Raw genomic sequence first — 17,414 nt, forward strand, 5'->3', positions numbered from 1 at the left:
ACCCGCTGTCGGGGTCCGGCTCGGGGTGTGGTCCCGGCCTGTCCTCGCACCCGCGCGCCGGGCCCGTGCACGGACGTGCGGACCCGCCGTCGGGCCCGTTCCGTACGTCGGTCCCCGCCCGTCCTCGAACCCACGCGGTGGGCCCGTGTCGGCCTTGTCGCGAGACCCGCCCCGGCGCGTCGCAACGTGCTCCGGGACACGTACCATGGCCCTATGTCCTTCCTCCGCCGCCGCAGCGCCGCCACACCCGCGGGCCCGGACTTCGACGTCCTGGCCATGGACCCGGGGGACTGGCCCGGCAACCTCGGCGCCGGTCTGCTGCCCGCCCCCGACGGCAGCTGTCAGGGTGTCTTCCTGCGCTACGACCTGTTCGGCGGCCGCGGCCCCGCGATGATCATCGGCAATCTGCCGGAAGGCTCCCCGGCCCGCGAGCTCGCCGACGGCCAGATCCCCTTCGAGGTCGCGCAGCTCCTCGCGGCACTGGAGAACGACGAGCCGGTGGAGGTCGTCGACACCGAGGACATGCCCGTGATGCAGGGCGACAACCTGCTGATCGTGCGCCGCATCAAGCTCTCCGAGAGCCGGATCTCCTGCGTGCAGTTCGACCGCAGCGACAACGTCCTGGTGACGATCGCGAGTTGGGACCGGCCCATCACCGACGACCTGTACGCGCTCCTCAAGCCGCTGCCCGCCGAGCTCTTCCAGCAGGGCTGACGGGAGGCGGGGGCCGATGAGCGCACGCGTCGACAGCTGGATCTGGGCGGTCCGCCTCACCAAGACCCGCTCCCAGGCCGCAGCCGCCTGCCGGGCCGGACACGTCAAGGTGAACGGCGAGCGCGCCAAGCCCGCCCAGCCCGTGAAGCCCGGCGACGAGGTGCGGCTCTTCCACGGCGGCCGGGAACGGATCGTCGAGGTCAAGCAGCTCCTGACCAAGCGGGTCGGCCCGCCGGTCGCCGCCGAGGCCTACGTCGACAACAGTCCGCCGCCGCCCCCGCGCGAGCACGTGGCCCTCGCCGGCGTCCGCGAGCGCGGCGCCGGTCGCCCCACGAAGCGCGAGCGCCGCGAACTGGACGAGCTGCGCGGCCGCTCCTCCTGAGAGAGCGTCCCCGGCGCGCCGTCACGGAGTCACGGACCGAACAGCGCACCCACCCGCGCCGCCGACGTCCCGAGCCCCGTAGGCCCCATCCGTGCCAGCGCCGTACCGCTGCCGCAGCGCACATCGCCGGCGCCGTAACGGCGCACGCTCCGATGCCAGTTGAGGATGCCGACCAGCCAGTCCTCCAACTCCCGTACGTACGCCTCGAAGGCCGCACGTCCTTCGGCGTCCAGCGCGAAGTCCTCGTACAGCATGGGCAGTTCATGCCGCTTCACATGCTCGAACTGTCGCAGACGGCCACGCATCAGGTCGTCGACCATCGACACGGCCGTCGGATAGTCGCAGTCGAAGAACGTCTGCAGCACGAGCACGCCGTTGTGGACCTCGCCCTCGACCTCGATCTCCTTCTGGTACGAGAAGAGGTCGTTGACCAGCGCCGCGTAGTCCGAAGCCGAGCTCTCCAGAGTACGGACCGTGCCCGTACGGTAGATCTCGGGCGGCAGCACGTCGGAGCGGCGCAGTCGGCAGAGCAGCATCGTCAGCTCGGAACCGAACGTCGTGCGACGCATCTCGATGTAGTCCACCGGGTCGGGCACCCGGTGCTGAGCCTGGTTGTGCAGCTCCCACATCCAGCTGTCCAGCATCACATGGAGCGCGGTCCGCAGCTCCTCCCTGGCCTCCGTCGCCATCGGAGCCGTCGTGCGGGCCCACAGATCGGCGAGCGACCGCTCGATCGGACCGACCGCGGACGCCTGCCCCGCGGCCGGATCGTCCACCGACGTCAGGGACTTGAGACGCTCGGTGCACTCCTTCGCGCCGAGCAGGTTACGGGGCCGACCGAAGACGAACGGGTAGTAGTCGTCCACGTACGTGCCCCAGGTCAGCCACTCGGCGTTCAGCCGAAGCTCCTCCGGGGTGGCGTCCGGGTCGAGGCCCGCTGAGCAGAGCGCGAAATCGAAGCCCTCCAGCATCGGCCGGTCCCAGATGTCGTCCAGCAGCCCCATCCGCTCCGCCCAGTCCACGGAGAGCCGCAGCACCTCCTGATGGTGCGGGCTCAGCGACAGAGCGTAGGGCAGGTCGAATTCGGGGAGCAGCGACGGCCCCACCTTCTGGTGCGGCACATGCCCGAGGGTGCGCAGCCGCGAGGCGGCGGGGCGGCCGAAGAGTGTGCGGATGTCGAGCGCGGACGTGCCGAGCACCCCGTCCAGCCGTGAAGGCCCGGTGTCCAGGCCCTCGTTCATGTAGCGGCTGGACCGCAGATGCCACTCGTGCCCGCCGGACTGCCAGTCCTGCAGCCCTTTCGCGTACGCGGCGACGGCCGCGCACTCCTCGGGGCTCAGTCCCTTCTCCAGGCAGAGCCCCGGGACTTCGGTGATGGCCGTGTTCTCGAACTGCTGCAGCCGTGAGGTCAGCAGGTCGTTGACGGCCTCCGCCGCCTCCTGGGTCGTGCATCCGAGGAACTTCTCCAGGACCAGCACGCCATTGCTGTTCTCGCCCTCGTCCTCGACCTCCCGCTGGTACGAGAACAGGTCGTTGCGCAGATGTACCGCGTCGGAGAACGCGTCCCGCAGCACGCGCAGCGGACGGGAGTGCGCCACCTGCTGGGGGACCTCGGCGCCCGCCGCGTATTCGACGAGCCCCGCCGACCAGGGCGCACCGCCCACCTTACGGCGCATCTCGATGTACTCGACGGGGTTGGCGATCCGTCCCTCGTTGATGTTGTCGAGCTCCCACAGCGACTCGTACAGCAGCGCCTCGGTGGCCTCCGAGAACCGCGTGCGCCAGGCCGGGGACATGGCGGGTACCGTCCGCGTCCACAGATCCGCGAGCCCGGCCTCCACCGGGTTGGCCGGCTCGGGCATCGTCGACGAGGGGGCCATCGGCATGAAGAGCGGCAGCCGGTCCAGATAGGCCTTGCCGCCCGGCCGGTCCTGGGTGCGCTTGAAGACCTCCAGGAAGTGGTCGTCGAAGAAGAACACCCAGGTGTACCAATCGGTCACCAGCGACAGCGTCTCGGCATCGCAGTCGGGATGGGTGTACGAGCACAGCAGCGCGTAGTCGTGGGACTCGAGGTCGTGCTCCTCCCAGATGCCGGAGCCCTCCAGCATCCCCAACGCCCGCGCCCACTCCCGGGTGTGCGTGCGGGCGGCCTCCACATGGGGGTTGAGCCGCGCCGGATACGGGACATAGAAATCCGGCAGAACGAAGGGCTGAGCCATGCGTGCGGGGCCTTCCGGTGAGCGTGGGCGATGTCCGGCCGAGCCTTACCCCGTCCCCGTACGGCCCACGCGGCACCCGAGTTAGTCGTATGAACGCGAGCGGTGTCGACGCGCTCCCCGCGCGCCGACACCCGCGCACGCCCCTTCGGGCGCTCCGCTCAGGCGCGGGAAACCCGCACGTCGGAGACCTTCACAAACGCCACCCGGTGGCCGAACTGAATCTCGTAGTACTCCTCCTGGCCCCGGACGACCGTGTGTCCCGCGGTATCGAACACCGGAGCGAAGTAGTACTCGCCCGGGGTCCGATCGCCCACGACGTACGACTGGCCCGCGAGCAGCTTGTACGGCAGCGGCGACACCGCCTGGACCGGCACACCGGCCGGATACGCCGAGGCCTCCGGATAGGCGCGCCCGTACACCGGGACCTCCGTCACGCCCTCCTTCGGGGTCAGCACAAGCCCCCGGGAGTTCACCGCCGTCGGCCGCTTCTTCGGGTTGTGGAACCACGCCTTCTGCCCCAGGTACCAGATCGCCGTCCAGTCGCCGCTGCGCCCCGCCACCGCGAACTGCTGGCCCGTCGAGGCCCGCGCCCCGGTGTCGTTGACCCCGGTCGTCGAGTCCTCACCGCCCGGCCGCAGACCGATGTCCTTCACCAACGGGGCGTCGGCGCTCGGAGCCGTGTGCAGGCGGACGGCGCCGCTGCCGTGCGGCGCGCACGCCTCTCCCGCCTTCACGCACCCGGTGTACACCGGGTGGTGGGCGGTGTACGCGGGCCGGATCGTGACCACGCCCGCGTTCGGGCCGGCGGACGGCGTGAACGGCCGGCCGAGCAGCCGGAAGTAGTGGGCCCAGTCCCAGTACGGACCCGGGTCGGTGTGCATCCCGCGGATCGTCGAGGTGACCGTGCCGGGCACGTTGTCGTGGCCGAGGATGTGCTGCCGGTCGAGCGGGATGTCGTACCGCTGCGCCAGGTACCGCACCAGGCGCGCCGAGGTCCGGTACATCGCCTCCGTGTACCAGCTGTCCGGGGCCGTCAGGAAGCCCTCGTGTTCCAGGCCCACCGACTTGGCGTTCACGAACCAGTTGCCCGCGTGCCAGCCGACGTCCTTCAGCGGCAGATGCTGGGCGATGTGCCCGTCGGAGGAGCGCAATGAGTACTGCCACGACACATACGTGGGGTCCTGCACCAGCTTGAGGGTGACGTCCCAGGTCGCCTCGGTGTCATGGACGACGATGTACTCGATCGACTGGGAGGCGGGCCGGTTCCCCTTGTCGTGGTTGCCGTAGTCGCCGTCCCCGAACTCCTCGTACGGCGCCGGGATCCACTCGCACGCCACGGTGCGCGGGCACTCCGTCGGTCCGGTGCTCGGCTTCCGCAGCCCCAGGGACTCCACCTGACCGGTCGCGGGAGCGACATCGGGGTCGGCCGCGAGCCTCACGACCTGCCCGCTGTCGGTCGTACGGGCCTCCCCGCCGCGGATCACGTCGTACACGTCGTCGGCGTACGTCCTCGCGGTCGCGGTGTCGTCGGCGCCGGAGTAGCGCGCCACCGCCCCGTACCAGTCGGCCGGGTCGGAGCTCAGCGGCCGGCCCGACGCGCGCTGGGCTGCGGCGAGCAGCGCGGCACCGCCCTCGATGTTCGCCGCGGTGCTGGTCCGCAGCTCCTCCGCCGGGATCCCGGACAGCTCCGCGGCCCGGTCCAGCGTCTCGAGGCGGTCCGGCAGTTCGTCCGCCGTCGGCAGCGCGGCCGTCTCCTCGGCCCCGTGGCGCGGTGCGCGGGAACCGTCGCCCCGGGCGTCCTCCTCGCCGTGCGAGTGGTGCGGGGCCTCGGCGAGCGCTGTCACGGCATCCGTGAGATGCATCGGGCCGTAGCCACCGGTCACGCTCGGCGCCCCACCGTGCCCGTCCCACCGCGACTGGAGGTACGACACGGCGAGCAGCACGCTCTGCGGAACACCCTGGCGCTCGGCGGCGGCGGCGAACTGTCGCTGGAGCGAGCCGGATTCGAGCGAGTCGGCGGTGGCCGACGGTGCGGCCGAGAGCAGCGGGAACAGTAGAGCGGCGGACGCCACGGCGCCCGCCGTTCGGGCGACCCGTCTGTGCGACGCGGAACGGTGCAAGGCAGCCTCCGGATACGTGGGGTGACGAGGGGGCGTGCGGGGCCGAACCCGTACAGGGGTATCGGCTCCCGGACGATCCGTCAATCAGCCTCCGCCACACGGAATTTCCCATGTCAGGCGGCGTATCGCGGAGTTTCGCCGCGGAGGCGCGCGGGCCTGCGGCGCGTCAGTGGAGTGGACCAATGAGGCACGCAGGAGCAGGCGCATACGAACACCGCGCGCCCGGTGTGTCGGCACCGGGTGCGCGGTGTATCACCCCCGCGAGAGCGGCCGGCGCGAATTCACCGCGTACCGACCGCGGCGCGCACGGCCCGCCGTGCCATGGCGCAGTCGTCGTGCAGCCGCCGCAACAGCAACCGCTGTTCCTCGCCGGGCGAGACCGCGCCGGAGGGAACGGGGACCGAACCGGCGGGCGGTGCCTCCTTGATGGTGCGCTGCACCGCCGTCTCGTACGTACGGATCTCCCGTGTCAGCACGATCATCAGGTTCACCAGGAAGGCGTCCCTGGACGCCGCCCCCGCCTGCTGGGCGAGCTGACTGATCTGTCGCCGCGCCAGGGGCGCGTCACCGAGCACCGACCACAGCGTCGCCAGGTCGTAGCCGGGCAGGTACCAGCCCGCGTGCTCCCAGTCCACCAGGACCGGGCCGGCGGGGGAGAGCAGGATGTTGGAGAGCAGGGCGTCGCCATGACAGAACTGGCCCATGCCCTGGCGTCCACCGGCCTGCGCCAGACCGTGCAGCAGCTTCTGCAGATCGTCCCGGTCCCGGTCGGTGAACAGACCCAGCTCGTGGTACCGCGCGATCCGCGAACCATAGTCGAGCGGGGCGTCGAAGGTCCCGGCCGGCGGCCGCCAGGCGTTCAGCCGGGCGATCGCCCCGAGCGCCGCGCGCAGATCCGCGCGGGGCGGGGCCTCCACGGGGTGGCGCGTCAGCGCCGCCGCCCGTCCGGGCATCCGCTCGATCACCAGGGTGCAGTTGTCGGGATCCGCGGCGATGAGCCGCGGTGCACGCACCGGTGGGCGGTGTCGGACGAACGAGCGGTAAGCAGCTATTTCGTGCTGGAACCGCTCGACCCACGCGGGGGAGTGGTCCAGTAAACACTTCGCGACCGCGGTGGTCCGTCCGGTCGTCCCGACGATCAGTACGGAACGGCCGCTGCGCCGCAGCACCTGCACCGGGTTGAACTCGGGGCAGATCCGGTGGACGGAAGCGATCGCCATCCGCACCTGGGCCCCCTGGGGGCCCGACAGGTCGATTCTTCCGCTGGGAGCCTGAGCGGTACTGCCCGCCCAGCGCCTCGCGCGGCCCGCCGGGGGGACGGGGGCGAGATACGGTCCGCTGCCGGCCGGCACGGAACGGTGCTGCGGCCGGGGCGGGGCGGACACGGAGGACGATGCTGTGTACATGGAGGAGACAGATCCCTTCGTGTGCCGACGAGTTGCATGCGTCGCCCCGCCCGGCCTCCGGTCCGCACCCTGGGGAATGAGGGCCGGTTACCGGGGCGGGGTGGCGCGTTCCTACCTGACACCCGGGCGCGGGTGGCGGAACATCGGGCGCACCCTGGCGAAGCCTGGCGAATAGTCGCCAGCCCTATGACAGGGGGTTACTGTCAACTCAGCCGAGAACCTGGGGGCTTAGACGTGACCGGACAGACCAACACCCGCCTGGCAGACCTCTTCGGCCTCGCCGGCTGGTCCAAGGGAGAGCTCGCGAGGCTCGTCAACCGGCAGGCGGCGGCCATGGGCCACCCGCAACTGTCGACCGACACCTCACGGGTGAGGCGATGGATCGACATGGGGGAGACCCCGCGCGACCCCGTACCCCGGGTGCTGGCAGCTCTGTTCACCGAGCGACTCGGCCGTGTCGTGACCATCGAGGACCTCGGGTTCGTACGACACGGGCGCGCCGGGAAACGGCAGAACGTCAGGAACGACGACAACCCTGACGGGCTGCCCTGGGCGCCCGAGCGTACGGCAGCGGTCCTCACCGAATTCACGGGAATGGACCTCATGCTCAACCGACGCGGCCTGATGGGCGCGGGCGCCGTGCTCGCCGCCGGCTCCGCACTCACCAGCGCCATGCACGACTGGCTCCACACCGACCCCGCACGCGCCGCCGCGCAAGCCCCCCGCGCCAACGATCCCCTCCACGCCGACCCCGCTGGGTTCGACCGCTACGAGGCCGCCCCCATCGGGTCGGAGGAGATCGAGGCGCTGGAGCGCTCGGTGGAGGTGTTCCGCGCATGGGACGCCTCCCGTGGCGGCGGACTCCAACGCAAGGCCGTGGTGGGCCAGTTGAACGAAGTGGGCGGAATGCTCGCCTACCACCACCCCGACCATCTCCAGCGACGTCTGTGGGGCGTGGCCGCCAACTTGGCTGTCCTCGCCGGATGGATGTCCCACGACGTGGGTCTCGAACCCACCGCCCAGAAGTACTTCGTGATCGCGGCCCACGCGGCCCGCGAGGGCGGCGACCGGCCGCGCGCCGGCGAGGCCCTGTCCCGAGCCGCGCGCCAGATGGTCCACCTCGGCCGGCCGGACGACGCCCTCGACCTCATGAAGCTCGCCAAGTCCGGCTCGGGCGAGGAGGTTCTGCCGCGCACCCAGGCCATGCTGCACACCATCGAGGCCTGGGCCCAGGCGTCCATGGGCAAGGGCCAGGCCATGCGCCGCACCCTGGGCGAGGCCGAGGACCTCTTCGTCTCCGACCGTTCGGACGTGCCTCCGCCGAGCTGGATGCAGAACTTCGACGACGCCGACATGCACGGGATGCAGGCGCTCGCCTTCCGTACCCTCGCCGAGCACGACCCCTCGGCCGCCGTCCCTGCGCAGCGCCACGCCAAGCTGGCGCTCGAACTGCGCCGCAACGGACACAACCGCTCCAAGCTCTTCGACTACATCTCCCTCGCCTCGGCCTGCTTCATCGCCGACGACCCGGAGCAGGCCGACCGGTACGCCAGGCTCGCCCTGGTCTCCATGGGCGAGACCTCCTCGCACCGGACCTGGGACCGGTTGCGCGAGATGTACCGGCTGACCGGGCAGTACGCGGGCTACGCCAAGATCGAGGACCTGCGCGAGGAGATCGAGCTCGCGCTGCCCAAGCCCGCCGCGAAGCGGCCGAGGTCCGGGTCGATCTGAGGCGGTCCGGCGCGGCCGGCCCTCGGCAGCATCCGCCACCTCACCCGTACGTACTCACCCCGCCACTCCACCCGTACGTACGAGAAAGGGCACGCCGGCTCTGCCGGTATGCCCTCCTGAGCGGCGCAGTCGCTTTCGCCTGCCTCGCTCGTCCTGTCCCTGAGTTCCGTCCTGCCGGGCTCCCCGCCTACCGACCGACCCGGACCACCATCACGCAGGCGTCGTCCTCACGCGGTGCCTGGCCGAACTCCTCGACCACGGACCGCACGCAGTCCTGCGCGTCCCGTGCCCCGGCCAGGCGTGGCGCCAGCGCGAGCAGGCGCTGGGTGCCCGTGTCGTCCATGCCGCCGCGCCGGGTGAGCCCGTCCGTGTGCAGCATCAGCAGGTCGCCGGGGAGCAGCCGGATCTCCGACTCCTCGTACGCGGCCGCGGCCGTCGCTCCCAGGAGCACGCCGTCGGGTCGCTTCAGCGCGCGCCCCGTTCCGTTGCGGAAGAGCAGCGGGGCGGGGTGACCTGCCTGCGCCCAGGAGAGCGTCTGGCTCGCGGGGTCGTAACGGCAGCACATCGCGCTGCCCAGGGCCGGCTGGACCGAGGTCTCGAGCAGTTGGTTCAGGTGGCCCATCAGGGCTCCGGGGCGAATTCCGGCCACGGCCATCCCGCGCAGCGCGCCGAGGAGCATGGCCATCGAAGAGGTGGCGGATACACCGTGTCCGGTGAGGTCACCGACCGTCAGCAGCGCGTCCCCGTCGGGGAGCGCGAGCGCGTCGTACCAGTCGCCGCCGATCAGGCCGGTCGTCGCGGCCGGTAGATAGTGGCCCGCGACGTCGAGCGGGGCGCCCGGGCCGCCATGGGCGAAGCTCAGGGAACCGCGCCAGGGAGGCAGCACAGCCTCCTGCAACTCGACGGCGACCCGGCGTTCGGTGCGCTCGACGTGGCGGCGGCGCTGCAGGCTGTCACGGGACTCGCGGACCGCCCGCTCGCTGCGGCGCAGTTCGCTGACATCCCGTAAAACGGCCCACATGGAAGCGGTGCAGCCGTCGGCGTCGAGGACCGGCTCGCCCATCATGTGGAGCGTGCGGACCCGGCCGTCGGTGCGGACGATCCGGAACTCGCCGTCGATCGGCTTTCCGTCGATCAGACAGTCCGTCACCATCGCCTGGAGCACGGACTGGTCCTCGGCGAACACCATCGAGGGGAGCTCGTCGAGCGACATGGGGCCGCTCTCCGGGGTCCGGCCGAAGATCTGGTACAGCTCCTCCGACCAACTGACCTCGTCGGTGAGGAGATTCCACTCGGCGCTGCCGACACGGCTCAGCAGGGAGCCGGTGCGAGCGGGGGCGGGGCCGCCGTAGGCGGCGCCGGGGTCCGACGCGGCCTCGGCCTCGATCGTGTCGGCGCCGGGGGCGACGGGGAGCTCGTCCGGGATGCCGGCCTTGAGCTGACCCAAGTGGGCACCCAGGTCGTCGAGTTGGTGCACGGCGAGATCGCACAGGGCGCGCTGCCAGCGGTTCTTCGGGTCGTCCTCGTCCAGCACCGCGTCCCGGCGTACGGCGTCCACGTCACCGCGCAGACGCCGGGTCTGCGAGATCAACGCGTCCACCATGCCGGGCTCCGGCGGCTGAGCGGGACGGTCCGCGAACAGATGGGACGGCATGTCGTACTCCGATACAGGCGCGGCGCGGGCGATCTGTGGAACTAGGCCCGGATACGACTGTTGCACAGGCAAGGACTGCCCGTAAGGGATTTGGCAACACTCGATACGGTGGTGCTTCTGACATATGCCAAAGGCCCGCCGATTATCGGCCATCGGGGTGATAACGAGAAGGGGCGGTGGGAAGGTTACGGTGCTGGTGTGGTGAACGACGAGGTGGACACGGTGGGTACGGCGGTGCTGCTGGCGGCGGCGCCGGCGGGGCGGGGACGAGCGGTGGACGCGGCGTCGGTGCTGCCCGCGTTGGCGGCGGTGCCACCGAGCGCGCTGACCGGCACGCCGGTGGCGACGGTCGTCGAACTGGCCGACCCCCTGGACCCGCAGACCGTACTGACGCGCCTGCGGGCGGCCGCGGCCACGGCCGGGCCCCTGGCGGTCTACCTCGCGGGCCAGCTCCAACTGGACCGGCGCCAGCACCTGCCGCACCTGGCGCTCGCGCGCAGCACGCCGACGACGCTGCGGTACACGGGGCTGCCATGGCACTGGCTCGCTGCGGAACTCGCGACCCGGCGGCCGGGGACGACGACGGTGGTGGCGGACCTGGTCGCGGACCCGGAGCTGTGGCAACGCCTGCGCACCACCCCCGCCCTCCTCTCCCTGGGCCCGGGCCCGCTCCTGTACGGCCGGGTCGCCCCGGCCCCGCGCCGGGGCGACCCGGCGACCCCGGAGTACCTTCGCCACTTCGCCACGGTCTGGCGCACGGGCGCCCGCCCGTCCCTGCCCCACCTCCACGCGGAGGCGGCGACCCAGCAGGGCGGGTTGGAGTGCCTGCTTCTGACCCCGGCGGTCGGCGCCGACGCGTCCGGCGGGCTGCCGCTGCCGGGGCCCGGCCCGGCGCCGGCCTTCGCCGGCATGCCGCATGGGGCGAGGCCGGGTGGCGGCGTGGCGGCGGACACGCCGGTACCGGGTTTCCAGGGTGGCCCGATGCCGGTCGCGGCGTCGGCTCCACACGGGGCGTCCGCGCCCGCCGGGGCGACGGCTTCGCACGGGGCGCCCACGCCCGTCGCGGTGCCCGGCCCCGGGCCGGTCCCGGTGGCCGCTCCGCACGGGGCTTCCGCCCCCGTCGCCGTGCCCGTTGCCCAGAGTGGCCTCCGGCCGGTTCCGGAGTCCGCTCCGCATGGGTCTCCAGTGACCGTCCCAGGCAACGCCTCTCATCGGGCATCGGGGCCGGTCGCGGTGCCCGTGCCCCTCGCGGGCCCGGCGCCCGTCCCGGTGCCGGGCCTTCGCGGAGCGCCCGCCCCCGCCCCCGCCCCGGTGCCTGTTCCCGGCGCGGCACCCGTGCTCGTACCGCAGTCAGCTCCTCAGGGAGCACCCGTACACGTCCCGGCCGCTTCGCCCGTCGGGGCTCCGGCCCGCCCCGGGAGCCCCCCTGCCCGGGCGACGCCCGCGCCCGTCCCCGTCGGCGTGCCCGATCCGCACCCCGCCATCCTCGCCGCCGCGCAGGCCGGGCGGCATGGGGAGGCCGTGGCCGTGGCCGTCGCGTGGGAGCAGGAGGCCTTGCGGCGGCATGGGCCCCGGTCGCAGCAGGCCGTGCACTGGATGGAGGTGCGGGCCGATCTTGCGCGGCTCGCCGGGGAGCCCGCCCGCAGCTGCGAATTGTGGATCGCGGCCGCCCAGGCCCGGCTCGGGCTGAGGCAGGAGCCCGGGGAGCCCGATGTCGAGGGCGCCGTCGACCGGGCGCACCACCAGTGGGAGCAGATCGAGGACCCCGCTCGGGCCCGCGAGCTGGGACCCGCGCTCGTCACGCTGCGGGAGCGCGTCCCGGGCCGCAAGGCCGGCGCCCTGGCCGCCGTACAGCGCCGGATGCGCCCCGGACCCGCCCGTACGGCCGGGTCGAGCTGAGATGATCGTACGTATGAACACGTCTTCCGCCCCGCCCGCCGACGTCGCCCTCGCCACCGAGCGACTGCTGCTGCGCCCGGTGCGGGCGCGTGACGTGCCGGCCGTCACGCGGCTGTGGACCGACCCCGACGTCCGGTTCCACCTGGGCGGTCCGGTCATCGACCAGGTCGTACGGATCCGGCAGCAACGGATCGTCGGAGCGCCCGGCGTCCACGCGGTCGTCCGGGCCTCCGACGGGACGCTGCTCGGCCTCGTCACCGTGGAGCCGGCGTCGCGGGACGGGGAGACGGAGGTCTCTTACCAGTTCCTGCCCGAGCACTGGGGGCAGGGCTACGCGCGCGAAGCCGTCGCAGCGGCCGTCGACCGTGCGCTGGAGAGCACCCGGAGTGTGGTCGCGGTGACCCAGGAGGCGAACGAACGGTCGCGACGGCTCCTGGAGGCCATCGGGATGGTCCACGCGGCCTCCTTCGTGGAGTTCGAGGCCCCCCAGGTGCTCTACCGCCGGACGGCGTGACCGGTCAGGTGACCTTCTCGCCGGCCGCCAGCTTCGCCATCATCCGCTCGAGCCGCTCGCCCCGGTTCTTGGGCGTGCGCGCTTGCCACAGCCGCAGGATCACCATGTACTGATCGGTCTTCCCGAGCTGCTCGTAGAAGGTCCGCGCCTTCTCGTCGGCCGCCAGCGCCGCCGCCAGGTCGTCGGGCACGGTCGCCTCCGCCTGGGAGGGGTACGCGGACTCCCACCGGCCGTCCGCCTGCGCCGCCCGCACCTCGGCGAGTCCCGGCTCGCGCATCCGGCCCGCGGCCACCAGCGCGTCGACCTTGCGGACGTTCACCAGCGACCAGAGGCTGCGCGCCCGGCGCGGGGTGTACTTCTGGAAGTAGTACGCCCCGTCCCCGCCCTTGCGCTGCCCGTCGATCCAGCCGAAACAGAGCATGCAGTCGAGCACCTCCGGAATCGTCAGCGACTCGCCCCCCTTGCCCTTCTTGGCGATTCTCAGCCAGATCCCGGGAGTGTCGGCATGGTGCTGTTCCAGCCAGGACTCCAGCTCCTCGGTCTTCGTGACGGTCATGAGCTCGAGCCCCTCGTACTGCTCCATGGGACCAGTCCCCCTCTGTTGGTCTGTCGTCGCGGAATCCGCTCGTGACCACGATATTCGGGCCGTGATCGACATGGTCGGATACCGGCCGAACGCCGGCACCCGACCGGGAGGGACGGCGCACCGCCCGGAGGCGAAACCCCGTCAGAACCGGGCGTGCGTGGTGATGTCCGACTCGAACTGGGTGATCATCTCCGAGGTCACTGTCGGACGGCACTGGCCGATCGCCTTCAGATAGTCCGCCGTACTCGCTCCCGGCAGCCGTTCCTCGGCGGCCGTCCGTCCACCGACGGCGACCAGATCCCGCTCGAAGGAGTTCTGGGCGGCGATCCGGGCCGCGTGCTCGACGTCGGCGGGCGTGAACAGATCGCTCGCCGCCACCAGTTCGTCGATGTCCACGTCCGGCCGGCCGTCGGTGTAGCGCGCCCAGATCGCGGCCCGGGCCGCCTTGTCCGGCGTACCGATCGGAATGAGGTAGTCGAAACGGCCGGGGCGGAGGAAGGCCGGGTCGAGGGAGCGGATCGAGTTCGTCGCACAGACCAGGAGCCGCTCGTCCCGCTCCCGGAACCCCGGTATCAGCTTGAGCAGTTCGTTCGTCACCCCGTGCATCCCGCCGGGCTGCGCCGGTTCCTGACGGACCGGGGCGATCTCCTCGACCTCGTCGATGAAGACCAGGACCCGTTCCAACTCCGCGATCCGGGCGAACGCCGAGCGCAGCGCCGCCGCCAGATTGCCCTCGTCCGCGAGCCGGGAGGGCAGGATCTCCACGAACGGCCAGCCGAGCCGCGAGGCGATTCCACGGGCGAACGTCGTCTTTCCGGTACCCGGCGGGCCGAACAGGCCCACGGCGCGCGGCGGTCGGACACCGTGCCGCGCCGCGCGCTCCGGCTCGGCGAGCGGCAGCACGACCCGTCGTTCGATCAGATCCTTCTCGCGCTCCATGCCGGCGACCTTCGCCCACAGGTCCCCGGGCAGCAGTCTGCCGCCGAGGTCGTCGAGGAGGTTGGCGGCGGGTCCGTGCAGCGGCTCGACCTTCTCGAAGTAGGCGACGGCCGGCTGGCGCGTGTAACCCGCGTTGAGAAGTCCTTCGCCGAGCAGGTCCTCCTCGGGCAGGACGTACGCGATCCGGCCGACCCGGGCCGCGACCAGGCGTCGCTCCAGCTCGACCAGAAGCGCACTGGCGAGTCCGCGGCCCCGCCAGGCGGAGGCGATCGCGATCCGCATCACCCAGGCCCGCTCCCCGGCCACACAGGCGAGCGCCGTTCCGATGGGCACGCCCTGGTGCACGGCGACGACCGCCGGCTGGCGGGAGGTCAGGGCGCCGATGCATTCGGCCAGGGAGAAGACGGATTCCTGGCCGAGCTCGGCCGTGGTGTCGATCAGGTGGACCACTGCGGCGAGATCGCTCTCGCGGTAGTCGTGGATGAGCCAGTTCATCGGTACCGCCCCTCGTTCGTTCATTGCGCGCCGCTGCGGCGAGGCTAGGGGCGGGCGAGGAGGCGGGTCGTGCTCCATCGTGCACAAGGCGCGGGCGGCCAATGCTACGAACCGTCACTGGGCGTACGGCGTCGGACATGCGCGAAGCCCCCGGAAGGGAGCCTTCCGGGGGCTTCGGGCGGTACTGCTTAGTACGCGGCGATGGCCTTCGGGTTGTCGCCGTAGGCGTTCGGCTGGCCCTCACCCTCGAGGACGGTGAACACGAAGAGGATGATGCCGCCGACGAGCGGGACGAAGGCGATCAGGTACCACCAGCCCGAGCGGCCCGTGTCGTGCAGGCGTCGCACCGTGACGGCCAGCGTCGGGAGCAGCACGCCGAGCATGTAGACGGCGGTCAGCGCGGGGTAGACACCCAGGACCGCGTTGTCGACGATCGCGAGGACAACTACCGCGATGACGTTGAACAGCGTGAACATCCAGTATTCCTGGCGTCGCGCGCGACCGCTGAATGTGGCGTACTTCTTGAGAACGTCGAGGTACCAGTTCACTTAGTCCCCCCAAGGACTGGGAATGCGAGCGGGAGCCTGTCCCTGTGGAGCAAGCTTACGCAGAACTTATGTGGCCGAAACGCCGTCGGTCAATTCGTTACCTGGCGGAGGGCGTTGGGGGGTGATGTGTCTGGTTTGCCCAGGGGGACGGCGACGGCGCCGCATCCCGATGAAGGGATGTGACGCCGCTTTGGGGGGAGGATCAGAACTTCATCCCGTTTTCCTCGTCTTGCTCATCAGGAGTCCTCCCGCCGTGAGCGCGAAGAGGCAGACGCATGCGCCGGTGATGACGTTGCTCACGATCGCGCCAGTGTCTGCGTTCCGTGCGACTACCCACGGGGAGATGATCAGCCACACGCCACCTGCCAGGGCGACGAAGTTGAGGTCCGCCGACCGCTCCGGTGCCATCGACATGCAGAGCCCGAGACCGGCGAGAGCGATGCCGACGATCAGGTTGCTGAGGGCGAGGTCCGGGTGGGTTCCCGCGAAGTGGACCGTGTAAGCGGACACGGCGGCCCAGATGCCGGCCAGGATGACCAGTTCCTCGACCGCGGCGACACCACGGGTCTGGAGCATTCGGGAGTAGCGGTCACGCATTTCCGGTGCGTCCGGGTGGCCCCTGATATCACCGGGACGGTGAGAGACGTCAGACATACGACTCGCCTCCTTCTGGCGTCTTGCACGTCTGATCGTGCTTGCGGCGTGATGCCGCGGTTTCATTGTGCTCTTATCTAGCCTTTATGTGTAGATCTGTCCGATAAGGGATCTGTACAGAAATTGCGTGACGGATTAGCGGGGAACCGCCAAAGAAGGTGACCGTTCAATGAATGGTCGGTGAAAGGCCAAGCGCAGACGCGTATCGATATCCGCCGGCCCGCCGGTGCTGTCGCGAGCCTTTCTCGTGCGCCAGCCCGTGCTGAGTGGGCGCCCCTGCCGCCGAAGAGGTGGTTGACCCGCCTGGGCTCCTCGAGTTTCGTACGACGGAGGCGCGTGTGGCGGATCCGTACGCGGGGAGGCCCGTGGACGTCGAAGGCGGCCGACGCGGCCCGTCCCGCGGCGGTGCTGGGGCCGCCCGCGGCAACAGGACGCCCCGCGCGGGCCCTTCGGCGTAACCTGGAAGAGGACTCGGGGGCTGGCACGTCTCACCGCCTGGAGGCGGACGAACATGACCGGAATCGCGTCCCGGAGCTTCGACTCCGCAGATGAGACCCGTCCCTTCGAGGGCGGCAAGGGCAGGCTGGACCTGGTCAACACGGATCGCGGCGCGGTCGGCCGGGCCGTCTTCGAGCCGGGCTGGCAGTGGTCCAAGCACATCAAGCCCATCGCCGGTACGGACAGCTGCCAGGCGGACCACGTCGGCTATGTCGTCAGCGGCAGGATGAAGATCGTCATGGACGACGGCGAATCGCTCGAGGTGGGCCCCGGCGACTTCTTCACCGTCTCACCGGGGCACGACGCCTGGGTTCTCGGCGACGAGCCCTGCGTGGCCCTGGACTGGGTCGGCTTCGGTAACTACGCCCAACGCGCCTGAGGAGGCCGCGGCCGCGTTCGGCCGACGTCCCGTGAGGAAGGCCGCTTCGGCGAACCCCGGGGACATGCGGGGACCGCCGCTGGTGCGCTCCGGCACGATGACCCGATGAACGAAGATCGCCGCACGCCACCGCCCCGTACCGCCGACGAGCGCGCCACCCTCACCGCGATGCTCCAGTTCCAGCGCGACACCCTGGAGATGAAGTGCGCGGGGCTGACGGTGGAGCAGCTCAAGCGGCGCGCGATCGCGCCCTCGGGACTCTCCCTCGTCGGCCTGGTACGACATGCGGCCGAGGTCGAACGCGGCTGGTTCCGGAATGTGGTCAACGGTGAGCGGAGCCGCAGCCCTTGGACCCCGCCCGGCTCGACGCAGTGGGCGGACTTCGATGTCGACGACCTCGACGAGGCCGGGGTCGCCGAGGCGTTCGCGGTGTGGCGGGACGAGTGCGTCCGGGCCCGCGCCGTCGTGGCCGCGGCGGACTCCCTCGACGACCGCGGACACCTGGGCGAGGAGGTGTACTCCCTGCGCTATGTCCTGGCCCACATGATCGAGGAGTACGCCCGTCACAACGGCCACGCGGACCTGCTCCGCGAACGCGTCGACGGGCTCACCGGCGAGTAGTGCGGTCGCCCGACAGGCGCCGCGAATGCCCTGCTCCAGGGGCCCGTTGGCCTGT

General features: G+C 71.3%; 15 protein-coding genes. 7 read left to right on the forward strand and 8 right to left on the reverse strand.

The annotated features are described in order from the left end of the window. Positions 1-213: 213 nt before the first annotated feature. Both ACZ561_RS03110 and ACZ561_RS03115 read left to right on the forward strand, forming a co-directional pair. A complete protein-coding gene (locus ACZ561_RS03110; RefSeq protein WP_376430397.1) occupies positions 214-714 on the forward strand; it encodes a hypothetical protein in 501 nt (166 codons plus the stop codon). Between the two features lie 16 nt (positions 715-730). Beyond that, a complete protein-coding gene (locus ACZ561_RS03115) occupies positions 731-1,096 on the forward strand; it encodes an RNA-binding S4 domain-containing protein (RefSeq protein ID WP_329124204.1) in 366 nt (121 codons plus the stop codon). A 29-nt stretch (positions 1,097-1,125) separates the two neighbouring features. Here ACZ561_RS03115 and ACZ561_RS03120 read toward each other — a convergent pair whose 3' ends face one another. The 3 genes from ACZ561_RS03120 to ACZ561_RS03130 all read right to left on the reverse strand — a co-directional run bounded on the left by ACZ561_RS03120 (position 1,126) and on the right by ACZ561_RS03130 (position 6,841). Continuing rightward, entirely contained in the window at positions 1,126-3,315 is a 2,190-nt protein-coding gene (locus ACZ561_RS03120) for a terpene synthase family protein (protein WP_470988932.1), read from the reverse strand. A gap of 158 nt (positions 3,316-3,473) precedes the next feature. Continuing rightward, a complete protein-coding gene (locus ACZ561_RS03125) occupies positions 3,474-5,387 on the reverse strand; it encodes an N-acetylmuramoyl-L-alanine amidase (RefSeq protein ID WP_470988935.1) in 1,914 nt (637 codons plus the stop codon). Between the two features lie 329 nt (positions 5,388-5,716). Further along, positions 5,717-6,841 (reverse strand): aminoglycoside phosphotransferase family protein, encoded by a 1,125-nt coding sequence (locus ACZ561_RS03130; protein WP_470988937.1) that lies wholly within the window; start codon positions 6,839-6,841, stop codon positions 5,717-5,719. A gap of 234 nt (positions 6,842-7,075) precedes the next feature. Here ACZ561_RS03130 and ACZ561_RS03135 point away from each other — a divergent pair, with 234 nt between their 5' ends. Beyond that, on the forward strand, positions 7,076-8,572 hold the full coding sequence (locus ACZ561_RS03135; protein WP_470988940.1) for a DNA-binding protein NsdB: 1,497 nt from the start codon (positions 7,076-7,078) through the stop codon (positions 8,570-8,572). A 187-nt stretch (positions 8,573-8,759) separates the two neighbouring features. Here ACZ561_RS03135 and ACZ561_RS03140 read toward each other — a convergent pair whose 3' ends face one another. Beyond that, positions 8,760-10,226 (reverse strand): PP2C family protein-serine/threonine phosphatase, encoded by a 1,467-nt coding sequence (locus ACZ561_RS03140; protein WP_470988942.1) that lies wholly within the window; start codon positions 10,224-10,226, stop codon positions 8,760-8,762. Positions 10,227-10,424: 198 nt separating this feature from the next. Between ACZ561_RS03140 and ACZ561_RS03145 the strand changes: the two genes are divergently transcribed. Both ACZ561_RS03145 and ACZ561_RS03150 read left to right on the forward strand, forming a co-directional pair. Beyond that, the gene (locus tag ACZ561_RS03145; protein WP_470988945.1) at positions 10,425-12,125 is read left to right on the forward strand and encodes a hypothetical protein; all 1,701 of its coding nucleotides are present in this window, start codon (positions 10,425-10,427) and stop codon (positions 12,123-12,125) included. A gap of 13 nt (positions 12,126-12,138) precedes the next feature. Continuing rightward, complete coding sequence (locus ACZ561_RS03150) at positions 12,139-12,639, forward strand: GNAT family N-acetyltransferase (RefSeq protein WP_376441252.1); 501 nt, start codon at positions 12,139-12,141, stop codon at positions 12,637-12,639. A gap of 4 nt (positions 12,640-12,643) precedes the next feature. On the opposite strand, the gene ACZ561_RS03155 is transcribed toward ACZ561_RS03150, so the two are convergent. From ACZ561_RS03155 to ACZ561_RS03170, 4 genes are all read right to left on the reverse strand, one after another. After that, a complete protein-coding gene (locus ACZ561_RS03155; protein WP_376441249.1) occupies positions 12,644-13,222 on the reverse strand; it encodes a YdeI/OmpD-associated family protein in 579 nt (192 codons plus the stop codon). Positions 13,223-13,366: 144 nt separating this feature from the next. Beyond that, positions 13,367-14,659 (reverse strand): ATP-binding protein, encoded by a 1,293-nt coding sequence (locus tag ACZ561_RS03160; protein WP_470988949.1) that lies wholly within the window; start codon positions 14,657-14,659, stop codon positions 13,367-13,369. Between the two features lie 188 nt (positions 14,660-14,847). Next, positions 14,848-15,207: a DUF805 domain-containing protein gene (locus tag ACZ561_RS03165; protein ID WP_470988951.1), complete on the reverse strand. Its 360-nt coding sequence runs from the start codon at positions 15,205-15,207 to the stop codon at positions 14,848-14,850. A gap of 210 nt (positions 15,208-15,417) precedes the next feature. Continuing rightward, positions 15,418-15,804 (reverse strand): SPW repeat protein, encoded by a 387-nt coding sequence (locus tag ACZ561_RS03170; RefSeq protein WP_376441242.1) that lies wholly within the window; start codon positions 15,802-15,804, stop codon positions 15,418-15,420. Between the two features lie 568 nt (positions 15,805-16,372). Between ACZ561_RS03170 and ACZ561_RS03175 the strand changes: the two genes are divergently transcribed. Together ACZ561_RS03175 and ACZ561_RS03180 are read left to right on the forward strand one after the other, a co-directional pair. Further along, complete coding sequence (locus ACZ561_RS03175; protein ID WP_470988954.1) at positions 16,373-16,738, forward strand: cupin domain-containing protein; 366 nt, start codon at positions 16,373-16,375, stop codon at positions 16,736-16,738. 105 nt (positions 16,739-16,843) lie between these two features. Then, on the forward strand, positions 16,844-17,359 hold the full coding sequence (locus ACZ561_RS03180) for a DinB family protein (RefSeq protein ID WP_470988956.1): 516 nt from the start codon (positions 16,844-16,846) through the stop codon (positions 17,357-17,359). Positions 17,360-17,414 lie beyond the last annotated feature (55 nt).

The organism is Streptomyces sp. NPDC039609, from assembly GCF_055596705.1.